This is a genomic window from Nocardiopsis sp. YSL2, assembly GCF_030555055.1.
Classification (GTDB): Bacteria; Actinomycetota; Actinomycetes; order Streptosporangiales; family Streptosporangiaceae; genus Nocardiopsis.
This window is the reverse complement of the sequence record NZ_JAMOAO010000001.1, coordinates 3851839-3867783: the sequence shown is the minus strand read 5'-3', so window position 1 is coordinate 3867783 and position 15945 is coordinate 3851839. Positions and strand designations below refer to the sequence as shown.

General features: G+C 71.1%; 14 protein-coding genes. 6 read left to right on the top strand and 8 right to left on the bottom strand.

Annotated features, from left to right (window positions below):
• Positions 1-75 precede the first annotated feature (75 nt).
• The 5 genes from treS (at position 76) to M1P99_RS17160 (ending at position 7629) form a co-directional block, all read left to right on the top strand.
• Positions 76-2112, top strand: coding sequence for a maltose alpha-D-glucosyltransferase (gene treS, locus M1P99_RS17180; RefSeq protein ID WP_304453621.1), 2037 nt, complete (start codon positions 76-78; stop codon positions 2110-2112).
• A gap of 1 nt (position 2113) precedes the next feature.
• Positions 2114-3592, top strand: coding sequence for a phosphotransferase (locus tag M1P99_RS17175; protein WP_304453620.1), 1479 nt, complete (start codon positions 2114-2116; stop codon positions 3590-3592).
• Positions 3593-3833: 241 nt separating this feature from the next.
• Positions 3834-5966, top strand: coding sequence for a 1,4-alpha-glucan branching protein GlgB (gene glgB / locus M1P99_RS17170; RefSeq protein WP_304455730.1), 2133 nt, complete (start codon positions 3834-3836; stop codon positions 5964-5966).
• Between the two features lie 251 nt (positions 5967-6217).
• Positions 6218-7069: a SigB/SigF/SigG family RNA polymerase sigma factor gene (locus tag M1P99_RS17165; RefSeq protein WP_304453619.1), complete on the top strand. Its 852-nt coding sequence runs from the start codon at positions 6218-6220 to the stop codon at positions 7067-7069.
• A 140-nt stretch (positions 7070-7209) separates the two neighbouring features.
• Positions 7210-7629: a CBS domain-containing protein gene (locus M1P99_RS17160; protein WP_304453618.1), complete on the top strand. Its 420-nt coding sequence runs from the start codon at positions 7210-7212 to the stop codon at positions 7627-7629.
• 250 nt (positions 7630-7879) lie between these two features.
• Here the strand turns inward: M1P99_RS17160 and M1P99_RS17155 are convergent, their stop codons facing one another.
• The 6 genes from M1P99_RS17155 to rpsB form a co-directional block, all read right to left on the bottom strand.
• Positions 7880-9058 (bottom strand): pyridoxal phosphate-dependent aminotransferase, encoded by a 1179-nt coding sequence (locus M1P99_RS17155; protein ID WP_304453617.1) that lies wholly within the window; start codon positions 9056-9058, stop codon positions 7880-7882.
• A gap of 306 nt (positions 9059-9364) precedes the next feature.
• A complete protein-coding gene (locus M1P99_RS17150; RefSeq protein WP_304453616.1) occupies positions 9365-10297 on the bottom strand; it encodes a phosphatidate cytidylyltransferase in 933 nt (310 codons plus the stop codon).
• 3 nt (positions 10298-10300) lie between these two features.
• Positions 10301-10858: a ribosome recycling factor gene (gene frr / locus M1P99_RS17145; RefSeq protein ID WP_053616021.1), complete on the bottom strand. Its 558-nt coding sequence runs from the start codon at positions 10856-10858 to the stop codon at positions 10301-10303.
• Positions 10859-10919: 61 nt separating this feature from the next.
• Positions 10920-11645, bottom strand: a complete 726-nt coding sequence (gene pyrH / locus M1P99_RS17140) for a UMP kinase (RefSeq protein ID WP_304455729.1) — start codon at positions 11643-11645, stop codon at positions 10920-10922.
• 189 nt (positions 11646-11834) lie between these two features.
• Entirely contained in the window at positions 11835-12671 is an 837-nt protein-coding gene (gene tsf, locus M1P99_RS17135) for a translation elongation factor Ts (RefSeq protein ID WP_304453615.1), read from the bottom strand.
• 117 nt (positions 12672-12788) lie between these two features.
• On the bottom strand, positions 12789-13733 hold the full coding sequence (gene rpsB / locus M1P99_RS17130; RefSeq protein ID WP_304453614.1) for a 30S ribosomal protein S2: 945 nt from the start codon (positions 13731-13733) through the stop codon (positions 12789-12791).
• 319 nt (positions 13734-14052) lie between these two features.
• Here rpsB and M1P99_RS17125 point away from each other — a divergent pair, with 319 nt between their 5' ends.
• Positions 14053-14538, top strand: a complete 486-nt coding sequence (locus M1P99_RS17125; RefSeq protein WP_304453613.1) for a M23 family metallopeptidase — start codon at positions 14053-14055, stop codon at positions 14536-14538.
• A gap of 19 nt (positions 14539-14557) precedes the next feature.
• Here M1P99_RS17125 and M1P99_RS17120 read toward each other — a convergent pair whose 3' ends face one another.
• Positions 14558-15547: a tyrosine recombinase XerC gene (locus tag M1P99_RS17120; protein ID WP_304453612.1), complete on the bottom strand. Its 990-nt coding sequence runs from the start codon at positions 15545-15547 to the stop codon at positions 14558-14560.
• 2 nt (positions 15548-15549) lie between these two features.
• Positions 15550-15903, bottom strand: a complete 354-nt coding sequence (locus M1P99_RS17115; RefSeq protein ID WP_304453611.1) for a RidA family protein — start codon at positions 15901-15903, stop codon at positions 15550-15552.
• Between the last annotated feature and the right edge of the window lie 42 nt (positions 15904-15945).

Below are 15945 nucleotides of genomic sequence, written 5' to 3'. Positions count from 1 at the left end.
CCGCCCTGTCCGGCCCCGCCGCCGTCCGAAACGCCCGTTGATCCGATGTCGAACATTCTTGGTGGGGAGCAGTAGATGAGCAATGACGAGCCCGGACCCGTGCAGCACGGTCCGCTCGCCCCAGCCACCGGGGCCGCCACCGGCCCGCTCATGTCATCCGGCGGTACCAGCGATCCCTACTGGTACAAGCACGCCGTCTTCTACGAGGTCCTGGCCCGGGGCTTCTTCGACTCCAACGGCGACGGCACCGGCGATCTCGCCGGACTGGTGCAGAAACTGGACTACCTCCAGTGGCTCGGCATCGACTGCGTCTGGCTGCTGCCGATGTACGAGTCGCCGCTGCGCGACGGCGGCTACGACATCTCCGACTACTTCAAGATCCTGCCGGAGTTCGGCCGCACGGCCGACTTCGTGGAGCTCCTCGACGAGGCGCACCGGCGCGGTATCCGGGTGATCACCGACCTGGTCATGAACCACACCAGCGACCAGCACCCGTGGTTCAAGGCCTCCCGGGAGGACCCCGACGGCCCCTACGGCGACTTCTACGTGTGGTCGGACAGCGACGACCGCTACGACGAGGCGCGCATCATCTTCGTCGACACCGAGAGTTCCAACTGGACCTACGACGAGGTGCGCGGCCAGTACTACTGGCACCGGTTCTTCTCGCACCAGCCGGACCTCAACTTCGAGAACCCGGCGGTCCAGGAGGCCATCCTGGAGGTCCTGCGCTACTGGCTCGACCTGGGCATCGACGGCTTCCGCCTGGACGCCGTGCCCTACCTGTACGAACGCGAGGGCACCAACTGCGAGAACCTCAAGGAGACCCACGAGTTCCTCAAGCGGGTGCGGGCCGAGGTCGACCGGCTCTACCCCGACCGGGTGCTGTTGAGCGAGGCCAACCAGTGGCCCTCCGACGTCGTCGACTACTTCGGCGACTACGAGGCCGGCGGCGACGAGTGCCACATGAACTTCCACTTCCCGCTGATGCCGCGGATGTTCATGGCCGTCCGCCAGGAGCAGCGCTTCCCGATCTCGGAGATCCTCGCCCAGACACCGCCGATCCCCCGCAACTGCCAGTGGGCGATCTTCCTGCGCAACCACGACGAGCTGACCCTGGAGATGGTCACCGACGAGGAGCGGGACTACATGTACGCGGAGTACGCCAAGGAACCCCGCATGCGCGCCAACGTGGGGATCCGCCGGCGGCTGGCACCGCTGCTCGACAACGACCGCAACCAGATCGAGCTGTTCACCGCACTGCTGCTGTCCCTGCCCGGATCCCCCGTCCTGTACTACGGCGACGAGATCGGCATGGGCGACAACATCTGGCTGGGCGACCGCGACGCCGTGCGCACGCCGATGCAGTGGAGCGCGGACCGCAACGCCGGGTTCTCGCGGGGCGACCCCGCACGGCTGTACCTGCCGCTGATCATGGACCCCGTCTACGGCTACCAGGCGCTCAACGTCGAGTCCCAGCGCGACAACCCGGGGTCCCTGCTGCACTGGACGCGCCGGATGATCCAGATCCGCAAGCGGCACCCCGTCTTCGGCACCGGTGAGTTCACCGAGCTGGAGGCCACCAACCCGAGCGTGCTGGCCTTCATCCGCGCGCACGGCGACGACCGGATGCTGTGCGTGAACAACCTGTCGAAGTTCCCGCAGCCCGTGGAGCTGGACCTGTCCGGCTACACGGGGGTCGCCCCTGTGGAGTGCGTGGGCGGCGTCCGCTTCCCGGAGATCGGTGAACTGCCCTACCTGCTCACCCTGCCCGGGCACGGCTTCTACTGGTTCCAGCTCCCCGCGGCCACCGAGGCCGCACCGGCCGCGCGCGACGAGGACGGCCTGCCGACCTACGGCCTGCCCGCCGCCGGCGTGGGACCGCGGCCGGTCTTCGAGGGCCTCTCCGGCCACCCGTCCGGCCCGCCGGCCCGCGACGCGCACCACCGCACACCCACCATGGCGTCCAGCACCCCGAACGGTGACGTGGCCGGCCCGCGCGAGGGCGCGTCCGGGCCCTCCCCGCGTCCCGCCGTCCCCGCCCCGAGCCTCGCGGGGCAGCCGACGGCGCACTCCGGGCGGGATGGTGGAGGGAAGGGAAACAGGCCGTACTGACATGTCTCAACTCGAAGAGCTCCTCGCCGCCTGGCTGCCCCGACAGCGTTGGTTCTCCGGAAAGGGAATCCCCATCCAGCAGATCCGGATCGAGAGCAGGCACCGGCTGGTGTCCTCCGGTCACGGCGGACCCGAGCTGTACCTGCTCGTCGTCCAGGCGGGCCAGCGCGGCCGCAGCTCCCGCTACCAGGTCCTGCTGGGCGCGCGTCCCCCGCGGGACCTGCCGCCGGAGCTGGCCGGCGCCGCGATCGGCGTGTGCACGGTGGCGAGCGGACGCCCGCGGGTGGTCTACGACGCCACCCACGACGCCGAGCTGACCGGTCTGCTGCTGGAGTGCTTCGTTTCCGGACATCCGGAATCCGGCGACGGTCCGGTGCGCTTCCGAACCGTGCCGGGCACCCGGGTGCGCACCGGGGCGCGCGGCCGGCTGCTGACCGGAGAGCAGTCCAACACGTCGCTGGTCTTCGGTGACGACTACGTGCTCAAGGCCTTCCGCAGGCTCTGGCCCGGCCACAACCCGGACCTGGAGCTCAACGTCGCTCTGGCGGGGTCGCCGTACGTGGCACGCCCGTGCGGGTGGATCGAGGCCGACCTGCCGGGTCACCCGGTACCGGCCACCCTGGCCCTGCTCCAGGAGTACGTGCCCGGTGCCACCGACGGCTGGGTCCTGGCGACCGCGAACGTGCGGTGCCTGTTGGGGGGCGGTGGCGGACAGCGCGAGTCGGCCTTGCCGCCCGTCTCCCGCCTTCGCACCCGGGCGCTGCGCGAAGGGAGGGGGCTCTCCCCCTCAACCGAGAGCCTTCGGCTCCGGTCCTTCGCGGAGGAGGCCGAGCGCCTGGGGCGTACCACGGCCGAGGTCCACCGCTCCCTGGCGCAGGCCCTGCCCACGGACGTGCTCTCACCGGCCGCGGCCGCCGAGCTCGCCGACGCGATGGTCGAACGCCTGGCGATGGCCAGCGCGGAGGTCCCCGAGCTCGCCGAGCACGCGCCGCGGGTGCTGGAGGCCTACGCCGACTTCGCCGAGGTGGACGAGCCGCTGCCGATCCAGCGGGTGCACGGTGACTACCACCTGGGCCAGGTCATCCGGACCGGTTCCACGTGGGTACTGCTGGACTTCGAGGGCGAGCCGACCGTGCCCGTCCGCGACCGCCAGCAGCTCTCCAGTCCGCTGCGGGACGTGGCCGGAATGCTGCGCTCCTTCGACTACGCCGCCGGGTTCCTGCTCGTCGGCGAACCCGCGGACCCCGACCTGGAGTGGTCGGCCCGGACGTGGGCGCGCACCAACCGGGAGGCCTTCTGCGCCGGGTACGCCGACGGCGGCGGGCCCGACCCGGACAAGCACCTGACCGTGCTGCGCGCGTTCGAGTTCGACAAGGCCGTGTACGAGGTGCTCTACGAGGCCCGCAACCGGCCGGACTGGCTGCGGGTGCCGTTGGAGTCCATCGCCACGGCCACCGCCGCCCGGCCCGTACCCGGCTGACCGGCGACCGGGCGGCCCGCCACGCGGGTGTCGGGCCGCCCGGGGCGCGTATCCGCGGAACACGCCCCAGCACCCCCGCCACCGCGCGGAGCCGGCCCCGGCCGCCGTCCGCGCCCGTACCGCCCCACACCAAAACGATCCCGACGGAGCCGATGTGACCTCGCCCCGCAGCCAACCCCGACCGCGCCCGCGTCGCCGCACCGCGTCCGACCCCGCGCTCCTGGCCGAACTCGACCGCGTGGTGGACGGGCACCACCACGACCCGCACTCCGTGCTGGGCCTGCACGGCCCGACCGGCCGGAACCTGCGGGTCCTGCGCCCGGGCGCCGTGGAGGTGGCCGCGGTGCTGCCCGACGGCGCCCGCACCGAACTGGCCCACCTGCACCGCGGCGTGTTCTCCGGGAACGTTCCGCGCGGGACCCGCGACTACCGGATCGCGGCGCGCTACGAGCCCGACGGTCCCGAACACGTCACCGCCGACGCCTACCGCTTCGCCCCCACCCTGGGCGAGCTCGACCTGCACCTGATCGGCGAGGGCCGGCACGAGGAGCTGTGGCGGGCGCTGGGCGCCAACACGGCCGAGCCGGAGACCCCGATGGGCGAGGTGCCCGGCACGGGATTCGCGGTGTGGGCACCCGACGCCCGCGGCGTCCGGCTGATCGGCGACTTCAACTACTGGAGCGGTGTCGCACACCCCATGCGCAGCCTCGGCTCCAGCGGTGTGTGGGAACTGTTCGTGCCCGGCGTGGGCGAGGGCGACCTCTACAAGTTCCAGGTGCTGGGCGCCGACGGGCACTGGCGCGACAAGGCCGACCCCATGGCGCGGCGCACGCAGGTCCCGCCGGCGACCGCCTCCGTGGTCACCTCCTCCGCCCACGTGTGGAGCGACCAGGAGTGGATGGCCGAGCGCAAGGGCGTGGAACCGCACCGGGCGCCGATGAGCGTCTACGAGGTGCACCTGGGGTCGTGGCGGCCGGGACTGCGCTACACCGAGCTCGCGGAACAGCTGGTGGAGTACGTGACCGACATGGGCTTCACGCACGTGGAGCTCCTGCCGGTGGCCGGACACCCCTTCGACGGGTCCTGGGGCTACCAGGTCACGTCCTACTACGCGCCGACACCGCGCTTCGGCTCGCCGGACGAGTTCCGGTACCTGGTGGACTCGCTGCACCGGGCGGGCGTCGGCGTGTTCCTGGACTGGGTCCCCGCGCACTTCCCCAAGGACGAGTGGGCGCTGGCCCGCTTCGACGGCTCGGCGCTGTACGAGCACCCGGACCCCAGGCGCGGTGAGCACCCGGACTGGGGCACGCTCATCTTCAACTACGGGCGGACCGAGGTCCGCAACTTCCTGGTCGCCAACGCCCTGTACTGGCTGGAGGAGTTCCACATCGACGGGCTGCGCGTGGACGCGGTGGCCTCGATGATCTACCTGGACTACTCGCGCGACTCCGACCAGTGGGAGCCCAACGTCTTCGGCGGGCGGGAGAACCTGGAGGCGATCGACTTCCTCAAGGAGCTCAACACCACCGTCTACCGCCGCAACCCGCACGTGGCGATGATCGCCGAGGAGTCCACCGCCTACACGGGGGTGACGCGGCCGGTCGACATGGGCGGGCTGGGTTTCGGCCTGAAGTGGAACATGGGCTGGATGCACGACTCCCTGGAGTACGTGAAGAAGGAACCGGTCCACCGCAGCTACCACCACAACGACATCACGTTCTCGATGGTCTACGCCTACAGCGAGAACTACGTGCTGCCGCTGTCGCACGACGAGGTGGTGCACGGCAAGCAGTCGCTGTTCAACAAGCCGCCCGGCGACGAGTGGCAGCGCTCGGCGACCCTGCGAGCCCTGCTCGCGTTCATGTGGTCGCACCCGGGCAAGCAGCTGCTGTTCATGGGCGGGGAGATCGCCCAGGGCGACGAGTGGTCACACGAGCAGGGCGTGCCGTGGTGGCTGTTGCAGTTCGAACACCACGCGGGTGTACAGCGGCTGGTCAGAGCACTCAACACCGCCTACCGGCCGCGCCCGGCCCTGTGGTCCCTGGACACCGACCCCGCGGGCTTTCGCTGGTTGGACGGGGGCGATCACGAGGGCAACACGCTCACGTACCTGCGCCACGGCGAGGACGGGTCGGTGCTGGCCTGCGGCGTGAACTTCTCGCCGGTTCCGCGACCCGAGCGGCGCGTGGGCCTGCCCGCCGGGGGCTGGTGGGAGGCGGTGCTCAACACCGACGATCCCCGCTTCGGCGGTTCGGGCTTCCCGGCTCCGGTCCGCGTCGAGGCCGAGGAGCTCCCCTGGGACGGACAGCCCTTCTCCGCCGAGATCACCCTGCCGCCGCTGGGCGCGGTGTGGTTCGAGCCCGAACGCCGTTAGGCAACAGAACGGCAACGCACCACCGAACGAGGCCGTTGCCTGGGCGGGGAAGGTCCCCGTCCAGGTGAACGGACTCCCAAGGTACTCCCGACTTCTCCTCCTCCCCCTTTCACCGTGGGGATCCTGGGCACGTAGCCAGTGCGCCTCCCGGTTCCGACCGGAGAGCCGCCCGGGGCGCCCCGGGCGCCGGCCCGCAAGCGACGTGGCACGAGGCCCCGACCGCGCGGACGGAGGAGACGGAGGAGATCGCTTTGAGCCCGCTCACCCGAGGCGAAGGGCCCACGGAGAGGTCCGGCCACCGCCGCACGCGCGAGCACGACCCGATCGAGGGCGAGGCGTCCGCGGACGCGGCCCTGCGCGAGATCGGCGCGCTGCCGAAGGACGACGCACGCGCCGCCCGGCTGCGCGAGCACGTCGTCCTGGTCTACGCCCCCTTCGTCCGACGGGTCGCGCTCAGGTACCGGGGACACGGCGAGCCCTACGAGGACGTACGCCAGACCGCCATGGTCGGACTGCTCAAGGCCGTCCACGGCTTCGACCCGGATCGCGGCAGCCCCTTCGTCTCCTACCTGCTGCCCACGGTCCTGGGCGAGATCAAGCGCCACTTCCGCGACCACACGTGGGCGATGCGCGTGCCACGGCAGCACCAGGAGAACCGCGCCCGTCTCCGCGTCGCCATCGGCGCGTTCGAGCAGGAGCACGCGCGCGAGCCGACGACCCGGGAGATCGGTGAACTCCTCGGCCTGCACGAGCGCGAGGCCGTCGAACTCCTCAAGGCGGACCAGACCTACCGTGCCCTGTCACTGGACGTGCCCGACAGCTGGGACGGAGACGGTTCGCAGAGCACCAGTCCCGAGGACCGCCTCGGCTGCGAGGAGGAGGAGCTGGAACTGGTCGAGGAGCGCGAGTCGCTGCGGCCCGTCCTGGCACGTCTGCCCGAGCGTGAGCAGCGTCTGCTCGTGCTGAGGTTCTTCGGGGACAAGTCGCAGTCGGAGATCGCCGCGGAGCTGGGATGCTCCCAGATGCACGTGTCCCGCCTCCTGGCGGCCCTCCTGCAGCGGCTCCGCGAGGACGTGGGCGCGAGCGAGCCGGAGGAGGGGTGAGGCTCCCGGGTCGGCCCCGGGCCGGTCCGGGGATCGACGGTCCGCACGGGCACCGTGGCGTCCGCCTGCCATGTTTGGGCCGGAGCGATCCGGCTAGTGGGACGGGTGAGGGACCGAGTACTTCTCTGGGGAGGCGGACCATGCTGAGGAACATCTCCGACGTGATGACCAGCCCGGCGATCACCGTCGAGCCGGACGCCTCGCTCCGCGAGGCCGCCGAGATCATGCGCGGCTCCGACGTGGGCGACGTGATGGTGGCCGAGGACGACAGGCTGGTGGGTGTCCTGACCGACCGGGACATCGTGCTGCGGTGCGTGGCCGAGGGCACCGACCCGGACACGGCGACGGTCCGGTCGGTCTGCAGCTCGGACGTGGCGACCGTGCCCGCCCAGAGCAGCCTGCGCGACGCCGTGGACGTGATGCGCGCCGACGCCCTGCGCCGCCTGCCGGTCGTGGAGGGCGAGCGGGTCGTCGGCGTCGTGACGATGGGCGACCTGGCGGTGGCGATCGACCCCGGCTCCGCCCTGGCCGACGTCAGCGCTGCCCCGCCCAACCACTGAGGCCGCGCCCGGTGCGGTGCCCGCCTCCGCCCCGGGGCGGAGACGGCGCGGGCACCGCACTGGTGTTCTACGGGGACCACGGCGTCCGCGACCGTCCGCCACGCCGCGCTACCGTCCGCAAACATCCGCTCACAGGACGACACTCCCTGAACACGCGGGACACCGTCCGCGTCCGAGACGGGCACGGACGGCGGCGTCCCGGGGCTGCCACGGGCACGGCGTTCTCATGCACGCCGCGCCGACGGCACGGTCAGGAGCGCCGGTGCCAGCCGGTGAGGCGGTTCACCGCCTCGTCGAGCACCTCGTCCCGCTTGCAGAAGGCGAAGCGCAGCAGGTGGGCGCCCTCCTGCTGGTGGTCGTAGAAGACCTGCGCCGGCACGGCGGCGACACCCGCCTCGCGAGGCAGGGCGCGGGCCACGGTCACCCCGTCGGCGTACCCGAGCGGGCGGATGTCCGCCATGAGGAAGTAGGTCCCCTCGCACACGCTCACGTCGAACCCGGTGCGGGTCAGACCCTGCCCCAACCGGTCGCGCTTGCGCTGCAGGGCGGTGCGCTGCTCCTCGATCCACGCGCCCTCGTGGTCGATGGCGTCGGCGATCGCCAACTGCAGCGCGCCGTTGGCGGAGAACGTCAGGAACTGGTTCACCGTCCGCACCGCGCGCACGAGCGGTTCGGGGCCCATCACCCAGCCGGTCTTCCACGCGGTGACGGCGAACATCTTGCCCACCGACGACACCGAGAGCGTGCGCTCACGCATGCCCGGCAGAGTGGCCAGCGGCACGTGCGGACGGTCGTCGAAGGTGAGGAACTCGTAGACCTCGTCGGTGAGGGCGATCAGGTCGTGCTCGCGGCACACCCGGGCGACCTGCTCCAGTTCCTCGGCGGTGAAGACGGTGCCGGTGGGATTGTGCGGCGTGTTGACGATGACCATGCGCGTGCGCGGGCCCACGGCGGCACGCAGCTCGTCCGGGTCGAAGGTGAACCGGCCCGACACCGGGTCCGGGCGCAGCGTCACCGACCGGCGCACGCCCCCCGCGAGGGAGATCATCGCCGCGTAGGAGTCGTACATCGGCTCGAAGACGAGGACCTCGTCCCCTGGCTCGACGAGCGCCAGCAGCGACGCGGCGATGCCCGCGGTCGCGCCGACGGTCACGTACACCTCGGTGTCGGGGTCCAGGTCCAGGTCGTAGTGGCGCGCCCGGTACCGGCTCACGGCACGGCGCAGCTCGGGTCGTCCGGGACCCGGAGGGTACTGGTTCACCCCCTCCAGGATGTGGCGGGTCGCGGCCTCCAGAAGGGACCGGGGCCCGTCGGTGTCCGGGAAGCCCTGCCCCAGGTTGACCGACTCGGTGTCCACGGCCAGCTGCGTCATCTCGGCGAAGATCGTCTCGCCGTAGGCGCGCATTCGTTCGATCAGCGGTTCGTCCACGCGTCGAGCGTACCCACCCACCCGTCACCCGCCACCGTCCCGGGGCCGCTCCGCGGAACAGGGGGACTTCCACCCTCAACCGACGCCAACGGCGCAGCCCCACCCACGCGTCACCCGCCACCGTCCCGGGGCCGCTCCGCGGAACAGAGGGACTTCCACCCTCAACCGACGCCAACGGCGCAGCCCCACCCACGCGTCACCCGCCACCGTCCCGGGGCCGCTCCGCGGAACAGAGGGACTTCCACCCGAAAGCGAACGGGGCGGACCGCGAGGTCCGCCCCGTTCGGTGCCACGCGGCACCGGCGGCTACAGCAGCAGGCTCAGCACGATCCAGACCACCGGCCCGGCGATGAGCAGGGAGTCCAGGCGGTCCATCAGCCCGCCGTGGCCCGGCATGAACCGGCCCATGTCCTTCACGCCGAGGTCGCGCTTGAACATCGACTCGATGAGGTCCCCGACCGTCGCACCCAGCACGACCGCGAGTCCCAGCACCACGCCGACCCACCACGGGCCGTCCAGCATCAGCACCACGCACAGCGCCCCGGCGACGGAACAGCCGACGACGGAGCCGCCGAAGCCCTCCCAGGTCTTGTTGGGGCTGATCACCGGCGCCATCTTGTGCCGACCCAGCAGGATCCCGGCGAAGTACCCGCCGATGTCGCTGGAGATCGTCACCACGATGAACGTCACCAGCCGGTACTGGCCGTCGTCGGGGTGCGCGATGAGCAGCATCCACGTGCCCAACAGGAACGGCAGGTACACCAGGGTGAACAGGTTCGCCGACGCGTCCGACACGAACCCGTCGGCCCCGCCGCGCAGCCGCCACGACAGCACGGCGATCGCGGTGAGCGCGGTGGCACCCACCAGCCAGTCGGCACCGCCGAAGTAGGCGAAGGACTGCATGGCCACGCCGCCGACGGCGAGCGGCACCACGGCCAGGGTCATGCCCTTGCCGGAGAACGCCCGGTTGACCTCGCGCAGGCCGATCAGGACCGCCAGGGAGGTGATGATCGTGAACAGCTGCGGCCAGGGAAAGATCGAGAAGAACACGAGCGCGCCCAGGACGCACCCGCTGGCGATGGCCACCGGGAGGTTGCGGCCGGTCCGGACCGGCTCACCTCCCGGTTTGTGCAGCACGAAGCGCTGCCCGTCGGCACTGTCGGAGCCGCCGGGCGGCCCCTCGGGTCTGTGCTCCGGCGAGTGGTCATCGCCTCCGGAGCCGCTGGAAGAAGTGGTCACCGGCTAAACCTCGAGCAGTTCCGCTTCCTTGTGCTTCAACAGCTCGTCGATGGCGGCGACGTACTTGTGGGACAGCTCGTCCAGTTCGACCTGGGCGCGGTGCGCCTCGTCCTCGCCGAGCTCGCCCGCCTTGACACCCTTCTCGAAGGAGTCCTTGGCGCGGCGGCGCACGTTGCGGATGGAGACCTTGCTGTCCTCGGCCTTGGTCCGCGCGACCTTCACGTACTCCTTGCGGCGCTCCTCGGACAGGTCCGGGAACACCACGCGGATGACCTGGCCGTCGTCGGACGGGTTCACGCCCAGGTCGCTGTTGCGGATCGCGTTGATGATGTCGGTGCGGGAGTTGACGTCGAACGGCGAGATGACGACCATCCGCGGTTCGGGAACCGAGAAGGAGGCCAGCTGGTTGATCGGCGTACGCGCACCGTAGTAGTCGACGGTGATCTTGTTGAAGGTCGCGGGGGTGGGACGACCCGTGCGGATCGTCGCGAAGTCCTCCTTCGCGACCGTCACGGCCTTCTCCATCTTCTCCTCGGTCTCAAGGAGGGTCTCTTCGATCATTGGTGGCGCTCCCGGAACTCGACTCTGGTGTTCGTGGCTTGGCTGACGTCGTCGCGGCGTCTCAGGCGGTGGTCGGCCCGACGATGGTGCCGATCTTCTCACCGCGGACCGCGCGCAGGATGTTGCCCTGGCTCATCAGGTCGAACACCACGATCGGCAGCCCGTTGTCCATGCACAGGCTGACCGCGGTGGCGTCCATGACCTTGAGGCTCTTGGTGAGGACCTCGTTGTAGTTGAGCTTGTCGAACTTGACGGCGTCGGGGTTGCGCTGCGGGTCGGAGTCATAGACCCCGTCGACCTGGGTGCCCTTGAGGACGGCCTGCGCACCGATCTCCAGCGCGCGCTGGGCGGCGGTGGTGTCGGTGGAGAAGAACGGGGCGCCCAGTCCGGCACCGAAGATGACCACGCGGCCCTTCTCCAGGTGGCGCACGGCCCGGCGCGGGATGTAGGCCTCGGCGACCTGGCTCATGTGGATCGCGGTCTGTACGCGGGTGTCCACTCCGAGCCGCTCCAGGAAGTCCTGGAGGGCGAGGCAGTTGATGACGGTGCCGAGCATGCCCATGTAGTCGGCGCGGCCGCGCTCGATGCCGCCCTCGGTGAGCTGCGCACCGCGGAACATGTTGCCGCCGCCGACGACGACGGCGACCTGGATGCCCTCGGAGACCGCCTCGGCGATGGATTCGGCCACGTACTGCACGACCTCGGGATCGATGCCCAGTCCGCCACCGCCCGCGAACGCCTCCCCGGAGAGTTTGAGCATCACACGCTTCCAACCGGAATCGTGCATGGCGGGTTCGGTGCTCGTCGCTTGGTTCTCCGACACGGCCTGTGGCCTCCCTTGTTGTCCCCGAGTGGCACAGGGTCCCCCGAGTGCTGCTGCTGCGGGCGGACGGGCCGCTTGCGGAGCCCGAATCCGCCCATATCCACCGAAGGTGCCGGGGAGAGATCTCCCCGGCACCTCCATCATCTCAAAACCCTAGGCCTGGCCGACCTTGAAGCGGACGAAGCGCTTGACGCTGACGCCGGCCTCGTCGACCACCTTCTGGACGGTCTTCTTGTTCTCCTTGACGAACGGCTGGCCGAGCAGCGTGGCCTCCTTGAAGAAGCCGTTGAGGCGGCCCTCCACGATCTTGGGGATCGCCTGCTCGGGCTTGCCCTCCTCGCGGGTCGTCTGCTCGGCGATGCGGCGCTCGTTCTCCACGACGTCGGCGGGGACGTCGTCCTTGCCCACGTACTGCGGAGCCAGGGCGGCGATCTGCTGGGCGAGGTCCTTGCCGACCTCGGCGTCGGCCTTGTCCAGCTCGACCATGACGCCCATGGTGGGGGGCAGGTCCGGGTCGGACTTGTGCAGGTAGCTGGCGACGTAGGCACCGTCGAACTTGGCGACGCGGCGGAGCTCCAGCTTCTCGCCGATGATCGCGCCCTTCTCGGCCACGAAGTCCTGCAGGCTCTTGCCCGGCTCGATCTCCGCGGCGGCCACGGTGGCCAGGTCGTCGCTGTCGACCGAGACGACGAACTCGGCCACCTGGTCGGCCAGCGCGATGAACTGGTCGTTCTTGGCGACGAAGTCGGTCTCGCAGTTGAGCTCGATGAGGGTCGCCTTGCCCTCGCTCTGCTGCTTGAGGACGACCGTGCCCTGGGCGGCGGTGCGCTCGCCGCGCTCGGCCTGCTTCTTCGCGCCCTTGATGCGCAGGGCCTCGACGGCCTTGTCGAAGTCGCCGTCGGCCTCGGTGAGGGCCTTCTTGCAGGCCATCATGCCGGCGCCGGTCATGTCCCGCAGCTTCTTGACGTCCGCGGCGGTGAAGTTCGCCATGACTGTTCTCGAATTCCCTTGGAGTGGAGAGTCGGTGTCTTGGGGTGAGGGCCGTTGACCCGGCACGGCCGCCCCGCCGTGGTGGCGGGGCGGCTGTACCGGGACGGTGAGGCGGTCCTACTCGGCGGAGCCCTCGGCGGGCGCCTGGGCCGGAGCCTCGGCGGGCGACTCGGCGGCGGTGGCCTCGCCCGGAGCCTCGGCGGCGACCTCGTCGGCCGGGGCGACCGTGGCGGTCTCGGCGGGAGCCTCGGCGGCGGCCGCCTCCGCGGCGGCGGCGCCCTCCTTGCCCTTGCCCTCCAGGAGCTCGCGCTCCCACTCGGCCAGGGGCTCCTCGGCGGGCTTCTCGGCGCCGGCCTCGGTGGAGGCGCCGGAGCGGGCGAGGAGACCGTCGGCGACGGCGTCGGCGACCACGCGGGTCAGCAGGCTGACACTGCGGATGGCGTCGTCGTTACCCGGGATCGGGTAGTCGACCTCGTCCGGGTCGCAGTTGGTGTCGAGGATCGCGACGACCGGGATGTTCAGCTTGCGAGCCTCGCTGATCGCGATGTGCTCCTTCTTGGTGTCCACGATCCACACGGCGCTCGGCACGCGGGCCATGTCGCGGATACCGCCAAGGGTGCGCTCCAGCTTCTCCTTCTCACGACGGAGGTTGAGGAGCTCCTTCTTGGTGAGCGAGGAGCCGGCGACGTCGTCGAAGTCGATCTCCTCCAGCTCCTTGAGGCGCTGGAGCCGCTTGTGCACGGTGGAGAAGTTGGTGAGCATGCCGCCCAGCCAGCGCTGGTTGACGAAGGGCATGCCGACGCGGCGGGCCTGCTCGTCGATGGCCTCCTGCGCCTGCTTCTTCGTGCCGACGAACAGAATGGTGCCGCCGTGGGCGACCGTCTGCTTGACGAACTCGTAGGCGCGGTCGATGTACGCCAGCGACTTCTGGAGGTCGATGATGTAGATGCCGTTGCGCTCGGTGAAGATGAAGCGCTTCATCTTGGGGTTCCAGCGACGCGTCTGGTGCCCGAAGTGGACGCCGCTCTCCAGGAGCTGGCGAATTGTCACGACTGTGGCCATGACCTGGTCCTCCTTGCGGTGGCGGGGAGGGGTTCCCCGCCTCGGTTGTGCCTGACGCCCCGGCCGCACCGCCACACCGCCGAAGCGGAGTGGACCGTAGGTACGACCCCTCCCGAGGAAGGCTCGGGGACGTGCGTAGTGTTGTTGGCCCGGTGGGCCACAGACGATTCTATCCTCCGTCCGGGGCACACAGGACCTGCGCTGCGTGTTCGGATCGCACGGACTGTTCCGGCCCGTCGTCCACAGGTTCCCGGACCCCCTGGCGCACCCCTCCCCCCGCGTCGACCCTGGATGCATGGGACCCGCCCGCATCACACCCGTGTTGCTCGTATCGCTCCTGCTGTTCCCCTTCTGCCTCACCCGAACCGCCGTCGCCGACACCGTCTGGCACTGGCCGCTGGACCCGCCCGTGCAGGTCGTGCGCGGGTTCGACCCGCCCGCACAGCGCTGGCTGCCCGGGCACCTGGGCGTGGACCTGGCCGCGGAGCCGGGCTCGCCGGTGCGTGCGGCCGGCACCGGCCGCGTGCACTTCGCCGGCAGCGTCGGTGGAACACCGCTGGTCAGCGTGGCGCACGGCGATCTGCGCACCACCTATCTCCCGGTGGAGTCGCCGCTCGCCCGAGGCGACCCCGTCGCAGCGGGCGACCCCCTGGGCGTCCTGGCCGCGTCACCGACGCACTGTCCGCACCGCTCCTGCCTGCACTGGGGCCTGCTGCGCGGTGGCACCCACCTCGACCCGCTCGGCCTCCTCGGGCGCGGCCGCGTCCGCCTGCTGCCGCTGGACCCGGCGCCGCACCCGTGGTGAACGCCCCGAGCGGACGTGATCACGCGCGGGGGTGGGCCTGGCGGTAGGTGTCACGCAGACGCTCCACGGAGACGTGGGTATAGATCTGTGTGCTGCGCGGACTGGCGTGGCCGAGGAACTCCTGCACGCTGCGCAGGTCCGCGCCACCGTTGAGCAGATGGGTGGCGGCGCTGTGCCGAAGTCCGTGCGGAGCGCTGTCCACCCCGGCCGCGCGCAGGAACGCGTGCACGTCCTCCCGCGCCTGGCGTACGCCCAGACGGCCGCCCCGGGCGCCCAGGAGCAGGGCGGCCCCGCTGGCGCGGGTCGCGAGCTCCGGGCGTCCGCCGACCAGCCAGGCGTCGAGGGCGTCCAGGGCGGGCGTGCCCACGGGGACGGTGCGTTCCTTGGCACCCTTGCCCAGGACCCGCACGGTGTCGCGGGCACGGTCCACGTCCTCCAGGTCCAGGGCGCACAGCTCGGCCACGCGTACACCGGTGGCGTAGAGCAGTTCGACCACCGCGCGGCGCCGCAGGTCCACGGGAGTCTCGGCCGGTCCCCGCGCGAGCGCCGAGGCGGCCTGCTCCTCGTCGAGGACGGTCGGCAGCCCGCGCTGCTGGGCGGGCGCGACCAGACGGGGCCCGGGATCGGTCTCCAGCACGCCTTCGCGGTGCAGGAACCGCGTGAACGCCCGCACGGCCGCCACCCGGCGGGACAGGCTCGCGCGACTGATCCCCTCGTCGCGGGAGCGGGCCAGCCAACCGCGCACCAGGAGGACGTCCAGGTCCTCGAACCCGTACCCCCGACCGCCGGACCCGTCCGGGGTCTCCGGGGCCGACCCGCCCCCGCCTCCCCCGCCCTCGGCGTGCCCGTCCCGGGCGCGTCCGGCCTCTCCGTCCGGCGGTGCCCCCGGCGCGGGGCCGCCCTGGGCCAGGAACGCGCGCAGTGAGCGCAGGTCGGCGAGGTAGGCGCGCACGGTGTGCGGTGAGCGGCCGAGTTCCCCCGACAGGTGGGCGGCGAAGCGGTCGAGCACGGTCAGCTCCGGGGCAGGCAGGCGACGGCGTCGATCTCCACGAGGAAGCGGGGATCGACGAACCCGTTGACCTCCACCAGCGTGCCCGCCGGGCGGGGCCCGTCCGGCAGGCAGTCGATCAGGGCCGGACGGAGCCCGTCCAGATCCGCGACGTGCCGCAGGTAGTAGGTGAGCTTGACCAGGTGGGTGAGGTCGGCGCCGTGGGCGGCCAGCACCGTCTCCATGTTGCGAAAGATCTGCCGGGTCTGGCCGACGATGTCGCCGGCGATGCCGCCGTCGGGTGCCTGAGGGGTCTGTCCGGAGACGAAGAGCAGGGGGCCGTCCGCCACGCGGGCATCACTGTACGCTTTGGCCATAAGTCCAACGTACCCATTTCCCGCGGCCCGGCCCGGGTCACC

Coding starts and splice junctions, on each gene's coding strand:
- treS (WP_304453621.1), top strand. CDS start 76: ATGAGCAATGACGAGCCCGGACCCGTGCAGCACGGTCCGCTCGCCCCA.
- M1P99_RS17175 (WP_304453620.1), top strand. CDS start 2,114: ATGTCTCAACTCGAAGAGCTCCTCGCCGCCTGGCTGCCCCGACAGCGT.
- M1P99_RS17160 (WP_304453618.1), top strand. CDS start 7,210: ATGCTGAGGAACATCTCCGACGTGATGACCAGCCCGGCGATCACCGTC.
- frr (WP_053616021.1), bottom strand. CDS start 10,858: ATGATCGAAGAGACCCTCCTTGAGACCGAGGAGAAGATGGAGAAGGCC.
- pyrH (WP_304455729.1), bottom strand. CDS start 11,645: ATGCACGATTCCGGTTGGAAGCGTGTGATGCTCAAACTCTCCGGGGAG.
- tsf (WP_304453615.1), bottom strand. CDS start 12,671: ATGGCGAACTTCACCGCCGCGGACGTCAAGAAGCTGCGGGACATGACC.
- rpsB (WP_304453614.1), bottom strand. CDS start 13,733: ATGGCCACAGTCGTGACAATTCGCCAGCTCCTGGAGAGCGGCGTCCAC.
- M1P99_RS17115 (WP_304453611.1), bottom strand. CDS start 15,903: ATGGCCAAAGCGTACAGTGATGCCCGCGTGGCGGACGGCCCCCTGCTC.